We start from the raw sequence: 21,315 nt of genomic DNA on the forward strand, positions 1-21,315 counted from the left end.
TTAAAGGCTGTCAATTAAATTTTTAACGTGAATCCCAATGTTGGAAATATCATATGTTTTAGCCCTTTCATAACTCAATCTGCTATATTGATCTCGATATTCTTTGTTTTTTTGCAAAAATTTAATGGCCTGTGATAGTCCTACAGCGTCATCAACATTAACCAATAAACCATATTTTGCTTTCACAAATGATCCAGATAAGATGGTCACGTTTTCATTGTCATTTAAAAGTTCCAGTGGGCCAGACATACAATTTGTACAAATAACTGGCAATCCAACAGACATAGCTTCTAATACGACATTCGGAAACCCTTCGGTTAGGGAACTCAACACAAAACAATGATTTTCCACAATATGAGATTTTACATTATCTACATTACCATGAAAAGTAACTCGTTGGTCGATTTCTAATGCTTTGGCTTGTTCGTTTAAATCGTTCATTAACGGTCCATCACCATAGACGTCCAAATAGAAATTACTTGGAAGCATTCCTATGCTTTCAATAACACTTTTTTGGTTTTTTACTGGTATCAATCTTCCAACGGTAACCGCTTTGAATATTTTTTCAGTATCAGCGTAAGTTTTTAATCTGGGTTTTCTGTTTTCGGTTAAAATAGGATTGTAGATAACCGAAGTATCAATCTTGATATTGTAGTTAGAGACTAAGTCATTGTTGATGTAAATGGAATTGGAAAATAGTTTATCGTTTTTGTTATAAAAAAATGGGATTAAGAGTTTCGTTAAAAAGGATGTAGCTCTATCGTGACTATACATGATTGAAGGGAAACACCTTTCGCTTATAATGGTTTTAAGATTAGGGTTGAACATCTTCGCTATACCATTAAGGATATTCTGTCTCACTAAAAACGACACAGCAACATCTATTTTTTCAGCTTTTAAAGCCTTTTGATATTTTGAGATAAATTTAATATCGTCAATAAGTCTCAAAAATGATGACGACTTGAATGTTTCACCTTTTTTGGACAGTATAACTACTTTAGCATTCTTGGCAATGGGTAGTTTTATTTCGTCATACAATAATATGAGGGTTACATCAAAGTATTTTGTTAGCTCATCAAGTAACAAACTCACTACTTTTTCAGCACCACCAAAACCAATGGCAGAAACAAATAAGGCTATTTTTCTTTTATGTTCCATAAATAGTTATTCCATTAAGGCTTTAAAAAGATTCTCATACTTTTCAATAATGACCATTTTATCAAAACGATCTTTAACTACTTGACTCACTGATTCTGGTTTAAAAATAAAGTCCGAATATAAATTATTAAGATAGTCAATAAATTCTTCTATACCATGAGCTATAAAACCATTTTCACCGTGTTCAATAATCTCATTTAGACCGCCTGGAGCATTAAATGCCAGAATTGGTGTACCAACAATGCAACTTTCTAAAAGCACATTAGGAAAGCCTTCTACATAGGAGCCTTGTAAAAACAAATCACTGTCCGAAAGATAGTCACTAACATTATCAGTATATTTGATAAATCTCACATGGTCTTCCAATTGATATTGCTTTACTAAATTTAAAATTGTGCTTTTCTCAATTCCATCGCCAATTATAGTATAAGAAAATTTGAATGAAATGTTCGATAAGGCTCTTAAAAGCCTGTCATGTCCTTTCTCTTTACTTAATCTAGCAACAGTGATTAATTTTAGGCTATTATCATCGATTCTGTTAACTTTTTTAAGAGGATGATATTTAGTGATCGGATTGTTAATTAAAACCGTTTTGCTTTTTAAAACACCATAATTTGTTATCATATCATCTTGCATATCTTTTGATTGACAAATTATGGTATCTACTAATTTATAGGCTGTTTTTACAAGAAATTTAGGGAAAATGGACTTGGTGTAGGGATTGTATCTACTTAAAGTTGAAAGTACATTTGCCTCTCTTGCAACAAATTTAATTTTTGGAAATCTAACTGAAATTAGAGCAGCCATTGTGTTGAGGTGCACAATTGATGTAACAACAATGTTCGGTTTATGTTGTTTTAAATAATTAGTTATGGAGAATATTGATTTTAAAACACGTGGTTTGTTTAAATAAACAACATTTAAATCTTTTAGCGTATACACGGTATCTTTTTCATAACCTGTAACCAAAAGCGTGGTATCAAAAAGAGTTTTATCTATTTCTTGAGCAACAAAGGATAAAATGCGTTCAGCACCACCAGCAGCTAATGATGGAAGAATAAACAATATTTTTATTTTATTATTAGTCATTAAGCAATACTATAACCTTGTCCATTTTTGTTTAACCATTGTTTTAATACCAATAATTTCCATATCAAGGGATATCTGTTCCAGCTTCCTTCCATATGCTGCTTAATACGCAGTTTTACCTCGCTAACATTAATGTTAGGTATTTGATGAAGTCCATCATCATTTAATTCCGACAAAACCATATCCTTAAGCTCTTTTCGGAACCAATCCGAAAACGGCATGGTAAATCCAGCTTTCGGTCTATTGAAGTATTCTTGAGGCACATGGTCATAAAGTATATCTTTGAGAATAATTTTTTGCTTACTACCTCTATATTTAAAATGAGTGGGCAACGATTGAGCAAGTTCGACAACACGATAGTCCATTAAAGGTGCTCTTCCCTCTAATGAGTAAGCCATGGTTGCTCTGTCTACTTTGGTATTGATATCCCAATTTAAATATGCCTTAATATCAAAATCTGACATGCGCTCATAAATATTTTTATCGTTATGTTCAAGATAAGACCGTTCTGAAACATTTAAATAATCATAATCAGTTTGAATCCAACTGGCATCAATTCCTGTTACCGAAGCCAGATATAAACTATCTAAATCATCAAAACGAAGACCTTTGGCGATGGTTTTTAATTTATAATGAGGTAATGCATTTAAAAGAAATGCCGTTATATGTCGAAATTGTTTTGGTGTTTTGTATAAGGCACTGACTTGCTTCATCCAATGGTATCTTTGATAACCAATAAACATTTCATCACCACCATCTCCTGACAGTGCTACCGTAACCTGTTTTCTTGTGTATTTAGATAATAACATCGATGGTATGGCTGATGAGTCGGCAAATGGTTCATCATAGTAATGACTGAAACTGTCGATCAAGTCAAGACCTTCATTATAGTTACAAGAAATAACATGATGATCAGTTTTTAAGTGATTGGCTACTTTTTGTGCATAAACACTTTCATCAAATCCTTTTTCATTAAATTTTACAGAAAATGTCTTTACTTGACTATTGGTGGTAGTTTGCGCCATAGCTGCTACTAACGAAGAGTCAATACCACCAGATAAAAATACACCAACGGGAACATCAGCATATAACCTAATTTTTACAGCATCTTGGACCAATTCTGAAAGAGCAGATTTGGCTTCTTGGTAAGTTCCAGTAAATAGTTCATTACGTTCATTATTAATATCCCAATATTGCGTAATGTTCAAGGAATTACTATCTAAATCTAGAGTAAAGCAATTACCGGCAGGTAGTTTTTGTACTTCATTAAAAATAGTATAAGGATCGGGAACAACACCCCAAGCAAAATATTGAGTTATAGATTTACGCGAGATGGTTAGATTACTATTATATTTTTGAATGGTGGACAATTGACTCGCAAATTCAAAGCCATCTCGGTTTAACAAATAGTAAAACGGTTTTTGTCCAAGTCTATCTCGAGCACCAAATAATCGATTATTGATACTGTCATAAATTACAAAGGCAAACATACCGTTTAATTTATTGGGTAAATTCTCTCCAAATTCGAGATAGGCTGCACAAATAACTTCCGTATCACTTTCAGTGCGAAATTGATATCCTTTTTTAATCAATTCGGATTTTAATATTTTGAAATTGTAAATCTCACCATTGAATACTATATGGATTTTTTCTTCAAAAGCAAAAGGCTGATTGGAGCGAGGGTCTAAATCTATGATTGATAAACGGTTGTGCCCGAAAACGATACGATTGTCAAATGTTTTTTGCGCACTTTGGTCAGGACCTCTAAAATCCATGCGCTTAAGTTTTTCTGAAATCTGTTCAGAAGTATATTTTGAATATGTTATGCCATAAATTCCACACATATTAAACCGTATTAAGTAAAAGTTCGTTTTGCGATTTTATTTTATCATATAACCATACTGTCATAAAGAGTAATAAAAAATTATCAAAATAATTATGACTAACCATCAAATATGACAGCAGCAAAATAGAAATAATGAGATATAGAGGTTCTTGATTAAAAATCATAAAACTCCTAATAAGCATGGATATGTAAAGAACTACCACAATAATAAAGGGGATAATACCAGCCTCTCCAATAATCATTAAAAATGAATTATGGACACCTACATCAACATTGTTATAATAGCCCTTTGGTTTGCCATGTAGCTTTTTATAACCCTGCCCAAAAACGGGATTGGTTATTATGCCTTCCATGTAATTTGCCCAGGTTTCATCTCTAGTTTCTTTTGTGATTGTCGTGGTGTCTACATTATCAGAAAATATACTCTTCAAGGCATTGAATCTATCAGTATTAAGCTTTATTGAGGATAAACTTAAAATTAGAACCAAGGCAATGACACCAGAGATAAGGGTGAAAATGTTTTTCTTATCAATTATAATTGAAATAATATTGACTAATAAAAACAATAATATAAACGACCGCGACAATGTCATCAGCCCTGCTATGGCAAACAGAAACTGCGCTGCTAATTTAATTCCCTTTTGCTTAATACTGAATGTTAAGGCAAAACCAATGATACACACAAATCCAGCTTTATTCGGATTTATATAGAAACCACTATAGCGACCAAAAGCGTTACTGAAAAATAATGCATTAATGATGATACTAATAGCACCAATCAGCAAAATATAGCAAACTTCTTGTTTTGAAGTAAGAGACGCTAATTTTCGAATTCCTAAAATAAAAATGAAATATCGAATTAAATCCTTGAGAAATTCAGAGGTGTTTTCTGTATAACTTAAACTGGATATCATGTAGTAGCTTAAACCTAAAACCACCAATGGCACAACAGGGCGTAGCTTTTCTTCAAAAAAATAAAAAACAATAACACAAAGCAATAATAGCATGCTAGTGGCACTTCCCAGGCCTGAACTAATATTGGCAATGCTAAACGTAGGAATGTTAAGCAATATTAATATGAGTAATATATATTTTAATATTTTCATATTAAGTTATAGGTAATTGTTGTTGCTTTCTAGCATATTGAATAAAAATAAGCACTTTTAGTATTTGAACTACAGTTGTGCAAATAGCAATTCCTAAAATACCATAATACTGCATAAAAATATAATCAAGTATAAAATTGAATATCATGGTCCCAAAAGAGACATAGGCCAAAAACGCATTTTTGTTGATGCTTGTTAAAAATCTAACAATCGCATCACCACAAATGGTAAACGGTATACTGATTAAAAAAATCATTTGAATATTTGCAACAAGTATGGTGTCATCAGCTTTAAAAGCATTGCGCTCAAAAAGTATAGCAATAATTGGTGTTGAAAAAATGATTAATGGTATCACAATTATAATTAGTGAAATAAACAACACTTTTAAAATGGTCATGAGTTTTTTAAAAGCCAATTCTCTATTATCATAATTCAAATTAGAAAAGTAGGGTAGTAAAACACTTCCCAAAGCCATGACTATGATAGACGAAAAAAAAGCAGGTATTTTCATGCCATAGTTAAGAGCAGCAATAGATCCCACAGCCAGTGTTGCTGCAAAATATTGGTCTGTTACTGGAATTAGTCCAGTTAAAAAACCCGATGAAACCCTAGCGGGTAATTGATTGAACATCATCTTAACATTCTTATTTTGAAAATCAACCTTTTTCAAATTAATAATTTGTTTGCGCAGGCAAACAATTATAAGTAATAATAGTTCTAAAGAAGACCCTATTAACATACCAACGGCCAAAACTTTTTCTTGTAGTTCTTCTTTGAAAATTAACAAGCAAACTAGCATCGAAATGGATGTTAATATTGGATGAATTGAGGCAAATTTAAATTCGTTATATATATTGAGCATACCTTCCAAAAGAGCACAAAACCCCCAAATAACAATACAAGGGGCAAGGTAATAGAATTGCGTTTTAACAAGCTGATAGTAATCTTCCGAATGGCCATTAAAAAAGGTTTCTAAAAAAACATCGGTAAATAAGAAGGCTACTAACGTAAATACTAACCCAGCACCAAGGGTTATTAGAAAACTAGTGGATTGAACCGTTCCTGTATTATCACCTCCTTTTAGTTCAGCTACATAATTTGGTATGAAAACGGATTTAAATGCAATTAAAAATACTTGATTGATAAAACCAGGGAGTAGTAATGCAATAAAAAACGTATCTAATAACTCCGATAAACCAATATTTGACGCAACGACAACTTCCTTGTAGAAACCAAATCCTTTAACTAAAATAGTTATCAATGCTACGGTTGTAATATTGACAACCAAAGAACTTTTAAAGGTTTTTTGGATGATGGACTTTATGTCGTTAAAATTTATCAATTATGAAATGGGTTTTGCAGTGATAAAAACTCTAAAAGGCCAGCAAATGTTAAATAGAGATTTCAACAAATTACTATTGAGGGCTTTACTGTAATCGCGTCTATTGAAATCTAAATACTTTGATGATAGTAAAAGCAAATAAACTTGCTTGAAAAAAAGAATTGGGTTTTTGTAAAAATAGTTTTTATAAAACCAGTTAGCATTGGCTAATGAGTAAATAGCTAATCCAAGAGCATTATTTTTTATTTGCCCTGATGATATGTTGTTTTCGGTGTCTATGTAGTAAATTCGTAATATCTCATTAAAATAGAGGGTTTTGTAGTTTTCTTTTGAAAACAAATTCCAAATGACACCTTCAGGAATATACCCTTTTGCGAATAAAAACTCATTAACTGAAATTCCTTTTAAAACATCTGTTTTGGTAAATCCCCATTTTTCAGACTTAAATCTGTCCATTAGCATATTACCAAATGTCGAACTATAAAATAAATCTGTATCAAATTTTTCTCCAACCAAATTACCAAATTGATCTTGGCACAAACACGTTAAGCTACAAACGGATTCTTTTTGGTTATCTGGAATAGCATCATAAGTATTTTTAAATGCCTCTAAAGCATTTTCGGTACATTCGTCATCCGAATCAAAAGTCAAGAAAAACTTCCCATTTGCCAATTGTACACCTTGCAGCAAGCAGGCCATTTTGTGTTTATTCTCTTTATTGTTGACGTAACGCACTGGAAAATCACATGATTTAATGAGGTCTTCAATAACGTCATGGGAATTATCGGTGGAGCCATCATTGATAATAAGCAACTCAAAATCTCGATATGTTTGTGCATTCAACGAGTCAAATACACGCTTAATGGTATCTGCACGATTGTAAACGGGCGTAAAAACGGTGAAGGTGTAATCATATTGACCGTTTTTCTGTTTGGTGTAAGTTGGTATTAAAGACTTTAAATCCATAAATTAATTAAGTAGATTATTTATAATTTTTTGCCATTGTTGGGACACATTTTCAACATTAAATTTATCAATATTATTTTCAGTTGCGATACTAATTTTTGATCTTAATTCAGGGTTGGATATTAAAAGTTGTAATTTTTCTTCTAATGCTAATTGATCTTCTGAAGGAATCAAAAGTCCATTGACTGAATCATCAATAAGTTCTGATGGGCCAGATGGACAATCAGTTGCAATACAAGGTAAACCAAAAAACATGGCTTCAGTCAGAGCATTTGGAAACCCTTCATATCTTGATGTAAAAGCAAACAGGCTCGCTTTGTTATAGTATTCTGCAATATTATTGGTATTGCCTACTAACGTAATTTTGCCGTTAAGGTTTAACTCGTTTATTAAGGATTTATAATGTTCTTTCTCTTGTCCATCGCCAACAATGACCAACTTCCAATTGTCGGCATTGATGTTAGCAAATGCCTTGATAAGCATCTCTTGGTTTTTTTGATAATCTAATCTACCAACATTTAAAATAATATTCTCCTTTAAAACTTGCTGGTCACGCTTTTCGACTAAACTAGGGTTTAATGGATTTAAAATTATCTGTATTTTTTTTGGATTGACAAATTTGGAAAAGTAATCTGCAATATCTTGGGTTTGTACAATTAAATTATCGGCTATTGGGTACAAACGTCTTCTTAATTTAAACCAAAACTTTGACGTATCAATATATTCTGGATGAACACGTTCACTAATAATGCATGGTATTTTGACTAGGCGTGAGGCAAGTACAGCATAAATGTTAGGGGTAGTCATAAAGCCTATAATTAAATCAATATTGTGGGTCTTTAATAAACTCACTATTTTTCGAGTAAGTCTAATATGTGTTTTAAATGAATGTTTAAGGCTATATATAGGCTTGTAGGAATCACCACAAAACACAACCTGAATTCTTGGATCTAAATCAAAAAAAATGGGGCTTTTGTATAGTACCAATATCGTAACATCAAAAAAATCAATTAAATGATTGGAGAGTGTTGCTACAACACGTTCTGCACCTCCCGTTTCTAGGCTTGGTATTAAAAAAGCAATTCTTGGTCTTTGCAATTGAATTTAAATTTTGATATCAATCAGATTTCAGGTTAAAAGTAGATATTTTTTGTTTCTGCACCTGATTGAAATGATGATATTAGACTAAATACCATATTTAATATATCAAGTGTATTTGTAGCCATTTTTTTGTTAAAATACAACTGTTAACTCTTTTGTTCATAAGGTGTTAATATCTTATTATGTTAAAATATCTTAATCGAAATCTAAAACTGATATGTAAACGTATATTTGGCAATTCTTTTTTTTCAGAGAATAGCTATAATCAATATTTTAATCGATAAAATGTAATAAAACAACTATAAAATGCATGTTTTGTAGTATTTGTTTTACAAAAATGTTGTATTTCATCGAATTTTTACCCTTTAGTATAATTTAAAAAAGACTGAAACTATAGTTTAGCACTAATTAATAGCAAATAGCCCCAAATGAAGAATTATTATCTCAAATGGGAATTTCTGAAAATCAGGAATTTCATAATAACCACATGTTTTTTTTGTGGGATTTTATCGATGAACGGTCAGAATTATCCGACACAAGACCAATTGCCTGACGTACAATATCAAAATTATCAACCTCCTACGGAATCAATGCCAGAGTATTTAGAGGCTTTTACTGAAGGATTATCTGGAAGTATTATTAGAAGGATTGGTGATCGAAATGTCTTTGGAACGAGTTCCAATAGAATTCGGCATAATTATTCAAAAGACCAGACATGGAATTCTGATGAGACTCTTATAAAGTTATCTGGTCATCCAGCAGCTATATTAGATGCTGAAACTTATGAATTTTTATACTGGGCCAATATTCCTGGGTACGGTCGTTGGAGTAATACGCAACCCAATATTATGTATGGAGCGAGTAATAATAACTTCCAATCCTTTGACGTAACAACCAATCAGCGAACAACGCTTCGCACGTTTACAGAATATTCCAATGTTGATTTTGGTTATGGTGAAGGTAATCAATCTAACGATGATCGATACGTTGGTTTGATTGGACAAAATGGAAGTACAAAAACGGTTTTTGTTTACGATATTCAAAATGATGTTGTTACTGGTTCCATGGTCATTCCAAGTGGTGACCTAGACTGGTTTTCAGTATCGCAATCTGGCGAGTATGCTGTTTTGTGCTGGAGAACAGATGGTTCTGGTCCCAATCAAGGATTAAAATCATATGATATTAACATGCAGAATGAAAGACACCTTGCCGATACAACGCCTCATGGAGATCTTGGGTACGATACCTATGGCAATGAGGTATTTGTGGGTTATGGTGATCAAGCCCAATGGGATGCTGGCTATAGTATGTATATGGTTCGTTTAGATGGTGGTGGAATGACTAACTTATTCCCATATATTAATGGACGTGGAATTTGGGGAGGTCATGTGAGCTGCAGAAATTTAGACAGGCCAGGATGGGCTTATGTAAGTGAACAATGTTGTTCTTCAAATCCAGTTGCTCCAAGAGAAATATTTGCTATAAAATTGGACAACTCTGGAATTATTGAGCGATATGCCAAACATCATTCGGCGCCAACAGGGTATTTACATGAAACCCAAGTCGTACCAAACAGAAATGGAACTAAAATGATTTTTGCAAGTAATTGGAACGATCCTACACAAACCAATCAAACTAGTGCACCAGCTTTTGTTTTGGAATATCCACAAGGTAATGTTGGAATGACAGTCAATGCTGGTAATGACATTACAATTTGTGAAGGTGAATCTACAAATCTTACAGCTTTTGGAACAGGAGGAAATGATTTTTCTTGGAACACAGGCGAAAATTCACAAAACATCGAAGTTTCCCCATCGGAAACAACAACGTATACGGTTACTTTGTCGGACAATGAAGGAAACAGTGTAACTGATTCCGTAACGGTAACTGTTAATCCTTTACCTGTTGCCAACGCAGGAAACGATGTGACAATCAATGAAGGCGATTCGGTCACGTTAGCGGCTACTGGTGGAAGCAACTATTCTTGGAGCACGAATGAAACAACTCAAGAAATTACCGTTAGTCCGACCGTAACAACAACATATACAGTAACTGTCATACAAAATGGTTGTATGTCTGAAGATACTGTCACCGTAACAGTTATACCGACTCCCATAGAAGCCGATGCAGGCCAGGACGTAATCATTTGTGAGAATGATACTGTGGTACTAACTGCATCAGGAGGATCGAATTATGCGTGGAGTAACGGTGAAACGACACAAAGCATAACGGTCAGTCCCAGTGAAACGACAACCTATTCGGTAACGGTAAGTGAAGGTGATGTATCAGATTCAGATTCTGTTACGGTAACAGTCAAACCGATACCAGTAGCCAATGCAGGAAATGATGTAACGATAACTGCAGGTGAGAGTACGACCTTAACAGCTACAGGAGGAGATACTTATCAATGGAACACAGGAGCCACAACACCAAGTATCACAGTCAATCCAAGTGAGACTACAACCTATAGTGTAGTAGTGACCTCAAATGGATGTACCAGTAGTGATACGGTAGAGGTGACTGTAGAGCCTAATGTGACCGTAACTGCAAATGCTGGTCAAGATGTGAGTATCTGTGAAAACGACAGCACAACGTTAACTGCATCCGGTGGTTCTAGTTACCAGTGGAGTACAGGTGCAACGACGCAAAGTATTACAGTAAGTCCAAATAGCACCACAACCTATACGGTAACGGTAAGTGAAGGTGAAGTATCTGATTCAGATTCTGTGACGGTAACAGTTAACCCGATACCAGTAGCCAATGCAGGAAATGATATAACCATAACTGCAGGTGAGAGTACAACCTTAACAGCCACAGGAGGTGACACCTATCAATGGAACACAGGAGCCACAACACCAAGTATCACAGTAAATCCAAGTGAGACTACAACCTATAGTGTAGTAGTATCCTCAAATGGATGTACCAGCAGTGATACAGTAGAGGTGACTGTGGAGCCTAATGTGACCGTAACTGCCAACGCTGGTCAAGATGTGAGTATCTGTGAAAACGAAAGCACAACATTAACCGCATCCGGAGGATCCAGTTACCAATGGAGTACAGGTGCAACGACGCAAAGTATTACAGTAAGTCCAAATAGCACCACAACCTATACGGTAACGGTAAGTGAAGGTGAAGTATCTGATTCAGATTCTGTGACGGTAACAGTTAACCCGATACCAGTAGCCAATGCAGGAAATGATATAACCATAACTGCAGGTGAGAGTACAACCTTAACAGCCACAGGAGGTGACACCTATCAATGGAACACAGGAGCCACAACACCAAGTATCACAGTAAATCCAAGTGAGACTACAACCTATAGTGTAGTAGTATCCTCAAATGGATGTACCAGCAGTGATACAGTAGAGGTGACTGTGGAGCCTAATGTGACCGTAACTGCCAACGCTGGTCAAGATGTGAGTATCTGTGAAAACGAAAGCACAACATTAACCGCATCCGGAGGATCCAGTTACCAATGGAGTACAGGTGCAACGACGCAAAGTATTACAGTAAGTCCAAATAGCACAACAACCTATACGGTAACGGTAAGTGAAGGTGATGTATCAGATTCAGATTCTGTTATAGTAACAGTCAACCCGATACCAGTAGCCAATGCTGGCAACGATGTAACTATTGAAAATGGAGATTCTGTTGTATTAGAAGCTTCAGGTGGTACAGGGTATGTTTGGAATACTGGAGAAACATCTTCCAATATTACGGTTAGTCCAACTGAAACAACAACTTATTCAGTAACAGTTTACATGAATGGTTGTTCAAGTACCGATTCGGTTACGGTTCATGTAATTGAGCCAGTTAATGCTACTGTTAACGATAACAATTTTGAGATTTGTTTTGGAGAAACAACAACTTTAACCGCGTTTGGAGGTACAGAATATTATTGGAGTACTGGAGAAACAACGCAAAGTATTGATGTGTCCCCAGAAGATTCTACCACACATTATAGCGTAACGGTTTCTAATGGGATTTCATCAGAAACCTTAACAGTGCAAGTAATTGCAACTGATTGTGATAGTACCACTGAAGAAGTAGAAGAAACGGTTTATGATGCATCTATAACCGTTTACCCAAATCCGGCTAGAAATAATGTTAACATTAAAATAACGGGTTTTACAGGTGTTGCCAGTTTACAACTGTTTGATTTTTCCGGAAGACAACTTATAAACAAAGCTATTCAACCCAGTACCAGACCTGTAACGCATAAATTAGATGTTAGTGATTTGCCAAGAGGTATTTATCTTGTAACAATAACTCAAAATGGTGAGTCTTTCTCAAAGCGATTGATTTTAAAGTAAATCAAGCCATTTAGAAATGCTTAACAAACAAAAAGACCTGATTATATTCAGGTCTTTTTGTTTATATCAATTAGTCTTATTTATTATTTCCAGATAATTTCAGTAATGGTCGCAACACTATCACAATTTTCAATTTTTAAATCTAATTTAGAATCGTCGGCAGAGTTCTCTAAATAATAAATACCACATGGTTCTTTACGAGTATCGCTTTCTGCAAAAAGCACATGGGCATATTTTAAAATTTCACGAATTTGTATGGAGTCGATTTGATTTGCGTTAAATTCTTGTTGAATATTTTGAGGTATTGCCAATGATTTGTTGTTAATACTCTTCAATACGCGAGCTTCGGGACCATAATCACATGAGACTTTTTTCCCATTTAAAAAAAAAGCCAAAACAATAAGTCCAATTGAAAACCCACCTAGGTAATAACCAATTCTGTGTAATAATTTCACGTAATGTATTTTGTGTTAAAAACGAGATTAAAAAATCAGCAAATTGATATCGCTATGTTTTAAATCAAACCATTCGCCAACAGATTTGTTGGTCAAAATGCCGTGGTAAAAATACAATCCATTTTTTAAACCTCTATCAAATCGTAAAGAATTTTCCAATCCACCTTCTTCACCTATTTTTAAGAGATAGGGTGTGAAAATATTACTAATGGAAATGGACGCAGACCGTGAATAACGCGCCGGAATATTGGGCACACAGTAATGCGTAACCCCATGTTTTACAAATGTTGGATTCTTGTGTGTGGTCACTTCACTAGTTTCAAAGCAACCTCCCATATCAATACTCACATCAATAATGACAGCGCCAGATTTCATGTTTTCAACCATGGTTTCTCCTACAATTACGGGTGCTCTATTTTTTCCACGGACAGCTCCAATGGCCACATCACAACGCTTTAATGCCTTTGACAAGTTTTTAGGTTGTAAAGTTGATGTAAATATGGTACGCCCTAAATTGGTTTGGATACAACGTAATTTGGTTATGGAATTATCAAAGACTTTAACATTAGCCCCTAATCCAATGGCACTTCTGGCAGCAAATTCACCCACAGTACCAGCACCCAATATAACAACTTCAACAGGAGGTACACCACTAATGTTTCCAAACATTAATCCATTACCACTATTAACGTTGCTCAACAATTCCGAAGCAATTAGAACAGATGCCGTTCCAGCGATTTCACTTAACGATCTTACTGCTGGATAAGCACCATCTTCATCTCTAATAAATTCGAACGCCAAGGCCGTTATGCGTTTAGCAGCCAAGGCTTCAAAATATTTTTTGGATTGTGTTTTTAATTGTAAAGCAGAAATTAATATGGTCTGCGGATTGATTAATCTAATTTGTTCAAGAGTAGGAGGTTCTACTTTTAAGATAATGGGACAGCCATAAACTTTTGCCGCATCTTTGGAAATTTCGGCACCAGCTTCACTGTAATCCTTATCACTAAAATTAGCACCTTTTCCAGCGCCAGATTCCAACAGAATTCTATGACCATTGGTTACCAAGGCAGAAACGGCATCTGGAGTTAAACACACGCGTTTTTCCTGATAGGCTGTTTCTTTTGGAATACCTATAAACAATTCACCTTTTTGTTTTAAAACCTCTAATGTTTCTTCTTGAGGTAATAATTGTAGTTTGGTAAACGGTGATAAAGATTTAGACATCGTTATTGACTAGTTAAATGGTTAGTCAAATTACGAATTAATTTTTGAAATTATAAAGCAAGAACTAAAAATACTGCTTAATTTTTCCCCAAAGGGTAGTGGGTTTTAATTTGAACTCGTCTTCCAATTCTTCCATTGATTTATTGGCAGTATTTATTTTATCAAACATACGTGCCCTTAATAAGTATATAGAAGGCACAACAATAGCCATGATAGGTACCAAATGTAAAAGCTGAAATTCATCAATATAGTTAACACTATCATTAAAAAAATTAAGTATTTGATACAAATACATAGCAATCGGTACCAATAGAGTATGATACCACCAATGTCGGCAGGTAAAGAACCATATAAACAACAATAATAACGGGATTAGTTTACCTGTGAGAATCCACATGGCGTAATTAGCATATTCCCAAGCACCAGCATCATAAGTAAATAGAAAGGTGTTCCATGTTTGAGTATCAGGAACACCTTCATATAAATAATAGAAGTAGGGAGTCAAAGCAATAAAAGTTGCTATAAAACTTCCTACTAATAACCCTTTTCTATCCCGCTGATGGAATTTTACCAGGTCTTTTTTCGATTTTTGTTGTTTGTTGTCCATCTAAATCAATAATGTTAGTTGCTTGCGCTGTGAACAACATACCGCCAAAAATTGCGATTGCTAATACATACTTTTTTGCTTTCATCTTATTAAGGGATTAATTAATTAATAATCCAAATGTATAGCCGAAGCATGTACTAAATAGGGTCGAAATGTTAAAATTATGTTAAAATCAACGATTTCTAATTTTTTCGTTACGGTTTTTCCGTAAAACGAGACAATTTAGGGCAATTTGTTGTTTCTGATCTTATATAAATTTCTTATTTCAGCGTTACTTTTCGTTTATTATTATCTGATATTGACAACCAAATTTCATGGTAATCACTATCAAGATGGGTTTTAATTATTTCAGGCCATTCAATAAACAACCATCCAGTTGTTTGCAAATAATCTTCGATTCCAAAATCGAAAGCCTCTTCAACAGACTTTAAGCGATATAAGTCAAAATGATAGATTATATCTTGGCTCAAAGCATATTCATTGACTAGAGAGTAGGTTGGGCTACTAACGTCATCTTCACTTCCCAGAGCCTGTATTAAAGCTTTAATTAATGTGGTTTTCCCAGTTCCCATGTCACCATGAAATAAAATCGTTTTAGATTTCACAGATTTAAGGATCTGGTTAGCAACATTATCAAGCTCTTCTAAACTATATTCTATAGTCAATTCACATCTTGTTTGCATGCAATATTAAGTATAAATATTGAGAAAAACTAATAAAAAGTGTATTTCGTCGGATTTTTTTGCATTACACAGAGTTATTTTGGGCTCAAAACAACAAGTGGAATAATCATTTCTTCCAGTGAAACACCACCATGTTGATAGGTGTTTCTATAATAGCTTACGTAATGATTGTAATTGTTTGGATACGCAAAGAAGAGATCATTTTTTGCAAAAATAAAGGAGCTACTCATGGATATTGAGGGCAAGTGAATGGTTTTTGGGTCTTTAGCCACCAAAACATCTTTGTCTTCATAGGTAAGGCTTCTACCCGTTTTATAACGCAAGTTCAGACTAGTATCTTTATCACCAATCACTTTGGATGGGTTTTTAACATTTATAGTGCCATGATCTGTAGTCATGATAAGTTTGAAGCCCAATTGTTGGGCCTGCTGAACCATTTCTAATAAAGGCGAGTTTTTAAACCAACTTTGGGTCAAAGATCGATAGGCCTTGTCATTACTCGCTAATTCCTTAACAACATCCATTTCAGTTTTGGAATGCGAGAGCATATCTACAAAATTGTAAACGACCACAGTCAAATCATTATCCTTCAAGCCTTTAAAATTATCCACCAATTTTTTACCATTCTTTAAGTTGGTAATCTTGTAGTATTCATGTTTGAGGTGTGTTAATCCCAATCGCTTCATTTGAGCTTCTAAAAATTCAGCTTCGTGAAGATTTTTACCACCTTCGTCCGTATCATTTTTCCATAAGTTCGGGTGCATTTTTTCCATATCAGCTGGCATTAATCCCGAGAATATGGCATTTCTGGCATATTGAGTTGCCGTTGGCAGAATACTGAAAAATGGTGTTTCTTGCTCTTTTTTGTAGTAATTATTGACAATTGGTTCAAAGGCCTTCCATTGGTCATAGCGCAAATTATCAATGACTACCAGCAGTGTGGGTTGTTCTTTACTTAACTCTGGGACCACTTTATTTTTAAACAAGGTGTGCGACATCGTAGGAGCATCAACATGTGGTTCAAACCAACTCGGATAATTTTTATCAATAAATTTTCCGAATTGTGTATTAGCCTCATTTTTTTGGGATTCTAGAATTTCAAACATCCCAGTATCTTCAATATCCTCAAGTTGCATTTCCCAATAAATCAATTTTTGATACAGATTTGCCCATTCTTCAAAAGAATTGACCATAGTTAAATCCATAGCAATCTTTCTAAATTCCTGTTGATAGTTGGATGTGGTTTTTTCTGAAACCAGTCGGGAGTGGTCCAAATTCTTTTTAATACTCAATAGTATTTGATTTGGATTCACAGGTTTTATTAGATAATCGGCTATTTTATTACCAATAGCTTCTTCCATAATATATTCTTCTTCACTCTTGGTAATCATCACAACAGGAAGCGTATCGCGTTTTTCCTTAATTTCATTCAGCGTTTCCAATCCCGTTAGACCAGGCATGTTTTCATCTAAAAAAACAATATCAAAATTTTGATCATCCAAAATTTCTACGGCTTCTGTACCACTCTTACACGTGGTAACCTGATAATTTTTTTGTTCCAAAAAGAGAATATGGGGTTTTAATAAATCGATTTCATCATCAACCCAAAGAATATTTATATTGTTCATGTATATTTGTTTATATAATTAAAGTAATAAGTCAGCTTGATTCCAAAAAACAAACTTAAAATATTTAACGACCCAATTTACGGTTTTATTACAATACCAAATTCGGATATTTTTAATTTAATTGAGCATAAATATTTTCAAAGACTGCGCCGAATTTCGCAAATGGGCATGTCTTATTTAGTCTATCCAGGAGCACATCACACACGTTTTCATCATGCGCTGGGATGCATGCATCTCATGCAAAAATCAGTCCAGACACTTCGTTTTAAAGGTGTTAGTATTTCAAAGGAAGAAGAAGTAGCTTTATATATTGCCATTTTGTTGCATGATATTGGTCATGGCCCTTTTTCACATGCCATGGAACATAGCATTGTAAATGGCGTTAGTCATGAGCAAATTTCCTTGCTTTTCATGGAACATTTGAATGCTGAATTTAACGGAACTTTAACGCTTGCCATAGACATTTTTAAAGGAACCTATAAGCGAAAATTCTTGTGTCAGTTGATTTCTGGTCAATTGGATATGGATCGTGCTGATTATTTAAAACGGGATAGTTTTTATACAGGTGTTTCTGAAGGAAATATTAATACCGAGCGTTTGATAACGATGTTGAATGTGGTAGATGACTCTTTGGTAGTAGAAGAAAAAGGTATTTACAGCGTTGAAAAATTTTTAGTGGCTCGACGGTTTATGTACTGGCAGGTATATTTACATAAAACGGGTTTGGTAGCAGAGCAATTATTGACTAGGATGTTGCAACGGGCTAAAGAACTCACCAATAATGGTATAAAGCTTCAGGCTAGTAAAGCACTAGAATACTTTTTGGAACATGATGTATCAATCAAGGAATTTGATGGAAACACGTTAAACTTGTTTTCACAATTAGATGATTACGATATTATTTCGGCTATGAAAGCTTGGCAATTTCATGATGATTTTGTGCTTAAAAATTTATGTGAAATGATCATCAATCGTGATTTATTAAAAATAAAGATTAAAAAGAAACCCATTAAGAACCAATTACTTGAGGAACATCTTCAAAAACTGATGGATAAATACCAAATTTCAAAAGCTGAAGCAAAATACTTTGTATTCAAAGGTGAGATTTCCAATCAGGCTTATGAAGAAAAGTCTCAAAATATCAACATTTTATTCAAATCTGGAAAAATTCAAGATATTGTTAAAGCATCTGACCAACTGAACCTAAAAGCATTAACAAAACCTGTCACCAAATATTTTATATGCTATCCCAAAGATAAAATGTGACACATTTTTTCTATTTTTGCGCTTAATGAAATTCACAGCAGAACAAATAGCCGGTATTTTAGAAGGAGACATCGTAGGTAATGCCCAAGTAGAAGTCTCCAAGCTTTCTAAAATAGAGGAGGGAACCGAAGGTTCCTTAACCTTTTTGGCTAATCCAAAATACACACCGTATATATACACTACTAAAGCATCGATTGCTATAGTCAATAAAAGCTTTGTTCCAGAACATCAAGTGAATTCGACTTTAATAAAAGTTGATGATGCTTATAAATCGTTCTCTAAATTATTGGAATACTACAACCAAATAAAGTTCAATAAATCAGGAATTGATGAACCAACTTCTATTTCAGATTCTGCTAAATTAGGAGACAATATTTATTTGGGTGCTTTTACATTTGTAGGTGACAATGTGAAAATAGGTGATAATGTTAAAATTTTCCCCAACTGTTATATTGGTGATAATGTCGTTATAAAGGATAACACCATTGTATTTTCAGGAGTGAAAATTTATTCAGAATGTGTTGTTGGGAGTAATTGCGTGATTAATTCTGGTGCTATTATTGGAGCTGATGGATTTGGATTTACACCAAATGAAAAAGGCGAATATAGCAAGGTACCACAAATTGGAAATGTTATTCTGGAAGATTTTGTGGATGTTGGTGCTGCCACTACCATTGATAGGGCTACTTTGGGTTCTACAATTATAAGACAAGGTGTGAAGCTTGATAATCAAATTCAAATAGCCCATAATGTAGAAATAGGTAAGAATACGGTTATTGCAGCACAAACAGGCATTGCTGGATCTACAAAAATTGGCGAAAATTGTCAAATTGGAGGACAAGTTGGCATTGTGGGTCATATAACCATAGGTAATAATGTTAAGATTCAGGCGCAATCTGGTATTGGAAGAAATGTAAAAGATAACGAAGTGCTTCAAGGATCACCAGCCTTAAACTATGGTGATTTCAATAAGTCCTATGTTCATTTTAAGAATTTACCTAGACTAGTTAAAACTGTAAACGATATAGAAAAAAAAGTAGATGGGAATAATTAATACAGGAATCAAGCAAAAGACCATTGGGAGTGAAGTTTCGCTCAAAGGTGTTGGGTTACATACTGGTAAGGAAGTTACCTTGACATTCAAGCCCGCTTCTGAAAATACGGGCTTTGCGTTTAAACGTATTGATTTGGAAGGCAGTCCTATAATTGAAGCTGATGCTGTTTATGTTACAAATACTCAAAGAGGTACTTGTCTGGAAAAAAATGGTGTGATGATTCAAACATGTGAGCATGTGTTGGCTGCTTTAGTTGGTTTAGACATTGACAATGCCATTTTAGAATTGGACGCATCGGAACCACCTATCATGGATGGCTCATCAAAATTCTTTGTTGAGGCCCTTGAAAAAGCAGGTATAGTGGAGCAGGAAGCGACAAGGGAAGTTTATGAAGTTACCGATGTTATTTCGTATACCGATGAAGATTCTGGTAGTGAAATTTTGGTAATGCCATCAACGGAATACCAAATTACGACTATGGTTGATTTTGGAACCAAAGTTTTAGGTACTCAAAACGCTTCTATTAAAACGATTTCTGAATTTAAAGATGAAATTTCAGATTCTAGGACATTCAGTTTTCTACATGAAATAGAAATGCTTTTGGAGCACGGACTAATCAAAGGAGGTGACCTTAATAATGCCATTGTTTACGTTGATAAGGAATTATCTCCTGAAACTATGGAGAAATTGCGTATAGCCTTCAAAAAAGATAATATAGCTGTTAAACCCAATGGCATATTGGATAATTTAACGCTACATCATCCTAATGAAGCGGCTAGACATAAGCTATTGGATGTTGTGGGCGATTTAGCCTTAATAAGAACACACATTAAAGGTAAGGTTATAGCCAATAAGCCTGGACATTTTGTAAACACGCAGTTTGCAAAAAAAATGTCCAAGATTATTAAAAATGAGCGCCGTAATAACGTACCAAATATTGATTTGAATCAGGATCCATTAATGGATGTCAATCAAATTATGAATATGTTACCGCATCGTCAGCCGTTTTTATTGATTGATAAAATATTTGAGTTAAGCGACTCGCATGTTATTGGTGTCAAAAACGTTACCATGAACGAACCGTTTTTTGAGGGACATTTTCCAGGTGCACCAGTCATGCCTGGTGTTTTGATTGTTGAAGCTATGGCACAAACAGGCGGTATTTTAGTGTTAAGTACGGTTCCTGATCCTGAAAATTATCTCACCTTTTTTATGAAAATTGACAATGTCAAGTTCAAGCAAAAAGTGGTTCCGGGCGACACGCTAATTTTTAAGTGTGATTTAATTTCACCAATTCGTCGTGGTATTTGCCACATGCAAGGTTATGCTTATGCCAATGGTAAGCTTTGCGCTGAAGCAGAACTAATGGCACAAATCTCAAAAGTAAAATAAATATGAACCGAGCCAATACTTATATTTTAAGTTATTCGGTTAACCTAATAGGCGAACACATTTTCTCCTATTTATCAAAAA

Annotated in this window: 17 protein-coding genes; 4 read left to right on the top strand and 13 right to left on the bottom strand. The window is 34.3% G+C overall.

Annotation, left to right across the window (positions count from 1 at the left end; genetic code table 11):
* From C1T31_RS08515 to C1T31_RS08545, 7 genes are read right to left on the bottom strand one after another with little or no spacing between them, the layout of a single operon-like run.
* The gene (locus C1T31_RS08515) at positions 1–1,158 is read right to left on the bottom strand and encodes a glycosyltransferase (protein WP_103052067.1); all 1,158 of its coding nucleotides are present in this window, start codon (positions 1,156–1,158) and stop codon (positions 1–3) included.
* Positions 1,159–1,164: 6 nt separating this feature from the next.
* Positions 1,165–2,247: a glycosyltransferase gene (locus tag C1T31_RS08520; protein WP_103052068.1), complete on the bottom strand. Its 1,083-nt coding sequence runs from the start codon at positions 2,245–2,247 to the stop codon at positions 1,165–1,167.
* Positions 2,247–4,091: an asparagine synthase (glutamine-hydrolyzing) gene (gene asnB, locus C1T31_RS08525; RefSeq protein ID WP_103052069.1), complete on the bottom strand. Its 1,845-nt coding sequence runs from the start codon at positions 4,089–4,091 to the stop codon at positions 2,247–2,249. Before asnB ends, C1T31_RS08520 begins: the two co-directional genes overlap by 1 nt.
* 1 nt (position 4,092) lies before the next feature.
* On the bottom strand, positions 4,093–5,199 hold the full coding sequence (locus C1T31_RS08530) for an O-antigen ligase family protein (protein ID WP_103052070.1): 1,107 nt from the start codon (positions 5,197–5,199) through the stop codon (positions 4,093–4,095).
* Between the two features lies 1 nt (position 5,200).
* Complete coding sequence (gene murJ, locus C1T31_RS08535) at positions 5,201–6,541, bottom strand: murein biosynthesis integral membrane protein MurJ (RefSeq protein ID WP_243398913.1); 1,341 nt, start codon at positions 6,539–6,541, stop codon at positions 5,201–5,203.
* The gene (locus C1T31_RS08540) at positions 6,542–7,507 is read right to left on the bottom strand and encodes a glycosyltransferase family 2 protein (RefSeq protein ID WP_103052071.1); all 966 of its coding nucleotides are present in this window, start codon (positions 7,505–7,507) and stop codon (positions 6,542–6,544) included. It lies immediately after the preceding gene.
* 3 nt (positions 7,508–7,510) lie between these two features.
* Positions 7,511–8,605 carry a glycosyltransferase family 4 protein gene (locus C1T31_RS08545; RefSeq protein ID WP_103052072.1) on the bottom strand — a complete coding sequence of 365 codons (1,095 nt, stop codon included), beginning with the start codon at positions 8,603–8,605 and terminating at the stop codon, positions 7,511–7,513.
* Between the two features lie 431 nt (positions 8,606–9,036).
* Here C1T31_RS08545 and C1T31_RS08550 point away from each other — a divergent pair, with 431 nt between their 5' ends.
* Positions 9,037–12,921 carry a T9SS type A sorting domain-containing protein gene (locus C1T31_RS08550; RefSeq protein ID WP_103052073.1) on the top strand — a complete coding sequence of 1,295 codons (3,885 nt, stop codon included), beginning with the start codon at positions 9,037–9,039 and terminating at the stop codon, positions 12,919–12,921.
* Between the two features lie 83 nt (positions 12,922–13,004).
* Here C1T31_RS08550 and C1T31_RS08555 read toward each other — a convergent pair whose 3' ends face one another.
* From C1T31_RS08555 to porX, 6 genes are all read right to left on the bottom strand, one after another.
* Positions 13,005–13,376, bottom strand: coding sequence for a hypothetical protein (locus C1T31_RS08555; RefSeq protein ID WP_103052074.1), 372 nt, complete (start codon positions 13,374–13,376; stop codon positions 13,005–13,007).
* A 27-nt stretch (positions 13,377–13,403) separates the two neighbouring features.
* A complete protein-coding gene (locus tag C1T31_RS08560) occupies positions 13,404–14,603 on the bottom strand; it encodes an alanine dehydrogenase (protein ID WP_103052075.1) in 1,200 nt (399 codons plus the stop codon).
* A gap of 64 nt (positions 14,604–14,667) precedes the next feature.
* Entirely contained in the window at positions 14,668–15,108 is a 441-nt protein-coding gene (locus C1T31_RS08565) for a hypothetical protein (RefSeq protein ID WP_243398914.1), read from the bottom strand.
* A 43-nt stretch (positions 15,109–15,151) separates the two neighbouring features.
* Positions 15,152–15,295 carry a hypothetical protein gene (locus tag C1T31_RS14060; RefSeq protein WP_165780091.1) on the bottom strand — a complete coding sequence of 48 codons (144 nt, stop codon included), beginning with the start codon at positions 15,293–15,295 and terminating at the stop codon, positions 15,152–15,154.
* Between the two features lie 175 nt (positions 15,296–15,470).
* A complete protein-coding gene (tsaE, locus tag C1T31_RS08570; protein WP_243398915.1) occupies positions 15,471–15,893 on the bottom strand; it encodes a tRNA (adenosine(37)-N6)-threonylcarbamoyltransferase complex ATPase subunit type 1 TsaE in 423 nt (140 codons plus the stop codon).
* Positions 15,894–15,967: 74 nt separating this feature from the next.
* Positions 15,968–17,521: a T9SS response regulator signal transducer PorX gene (gene porX, locus C1T31_RS08575; protein ID WP_103052077.1), complete on the bottom strand. Its 1,554-nt coding sequence runs from the start codon at positions 17,519–17,521 to the stop codon at positions 15,968–15,970.
* Positions 17,522–17,557: 36 nt separating this feature from the next.
* On the opposite strand from porX, the gene C1T31_RS08580 reads away from it, so the two are divergent.
* The 3 genes from C1T31_RS08580 to C1T31_RS08590 are packed head-to-tail and all read left to right on the top strand — an operon-like array spanning position 17,558 to position 21,234.
* A complete protein-coding gene (locus C1T31_RS08580) occupies positions 17,558–18,787 on the top strand; it encodes an HD domain-containing protein (RefSeq protein ID WP_103052078.1) in 1,230 nt (409 codons plus the stop codon).
* Between the two features lie 25 nt (positions 18,788–18,812).
* Complete coding sequence (gene lpxD, locus C1T31_RS08585) at positions 18,813–19,841, top strand: UDP-3-O-(3-hydroxymyristoyl)glucosamine N-acyltransferase (RefSeq protein ID WP_103052079.1); 1,029 nt, start codon at positions 18,813–18,815, stop codon at positions 19,839–19,841.
* Positions 19,828–21,234, top strand: a complete 1,407-nt coding sequence (locus C1T31_RS08590) for a bifunctional UDP-3-O-[3-hydroxymyristoyl] N-acetylglucosamine deacetylase/3-hydroxyacyl-ACP dehydratase (RefSeq protein WP_103052080.1) — start codon at positions 19,828–19,830, stop codon at positions 21,232–21,234. The genes lpxD and C1T31_RS08590 overlap by 14 nt, the downstream gene beginning before the upstream one ends.
* The last annotated feature ends 81 nt before the right edge of the window (positions 21,235–21,315 follow it).

Origin of the sequence: Hanstruepera neustonica (assembly GCF_002895005.1) — a bacterium.
Classification (GTDB): Bacteria; Bacteroidota; Bacteroidia; order Flavobacteriales; family Flavobacteriaceae; genus Hanstruepera; species Hanstruepera neustonica.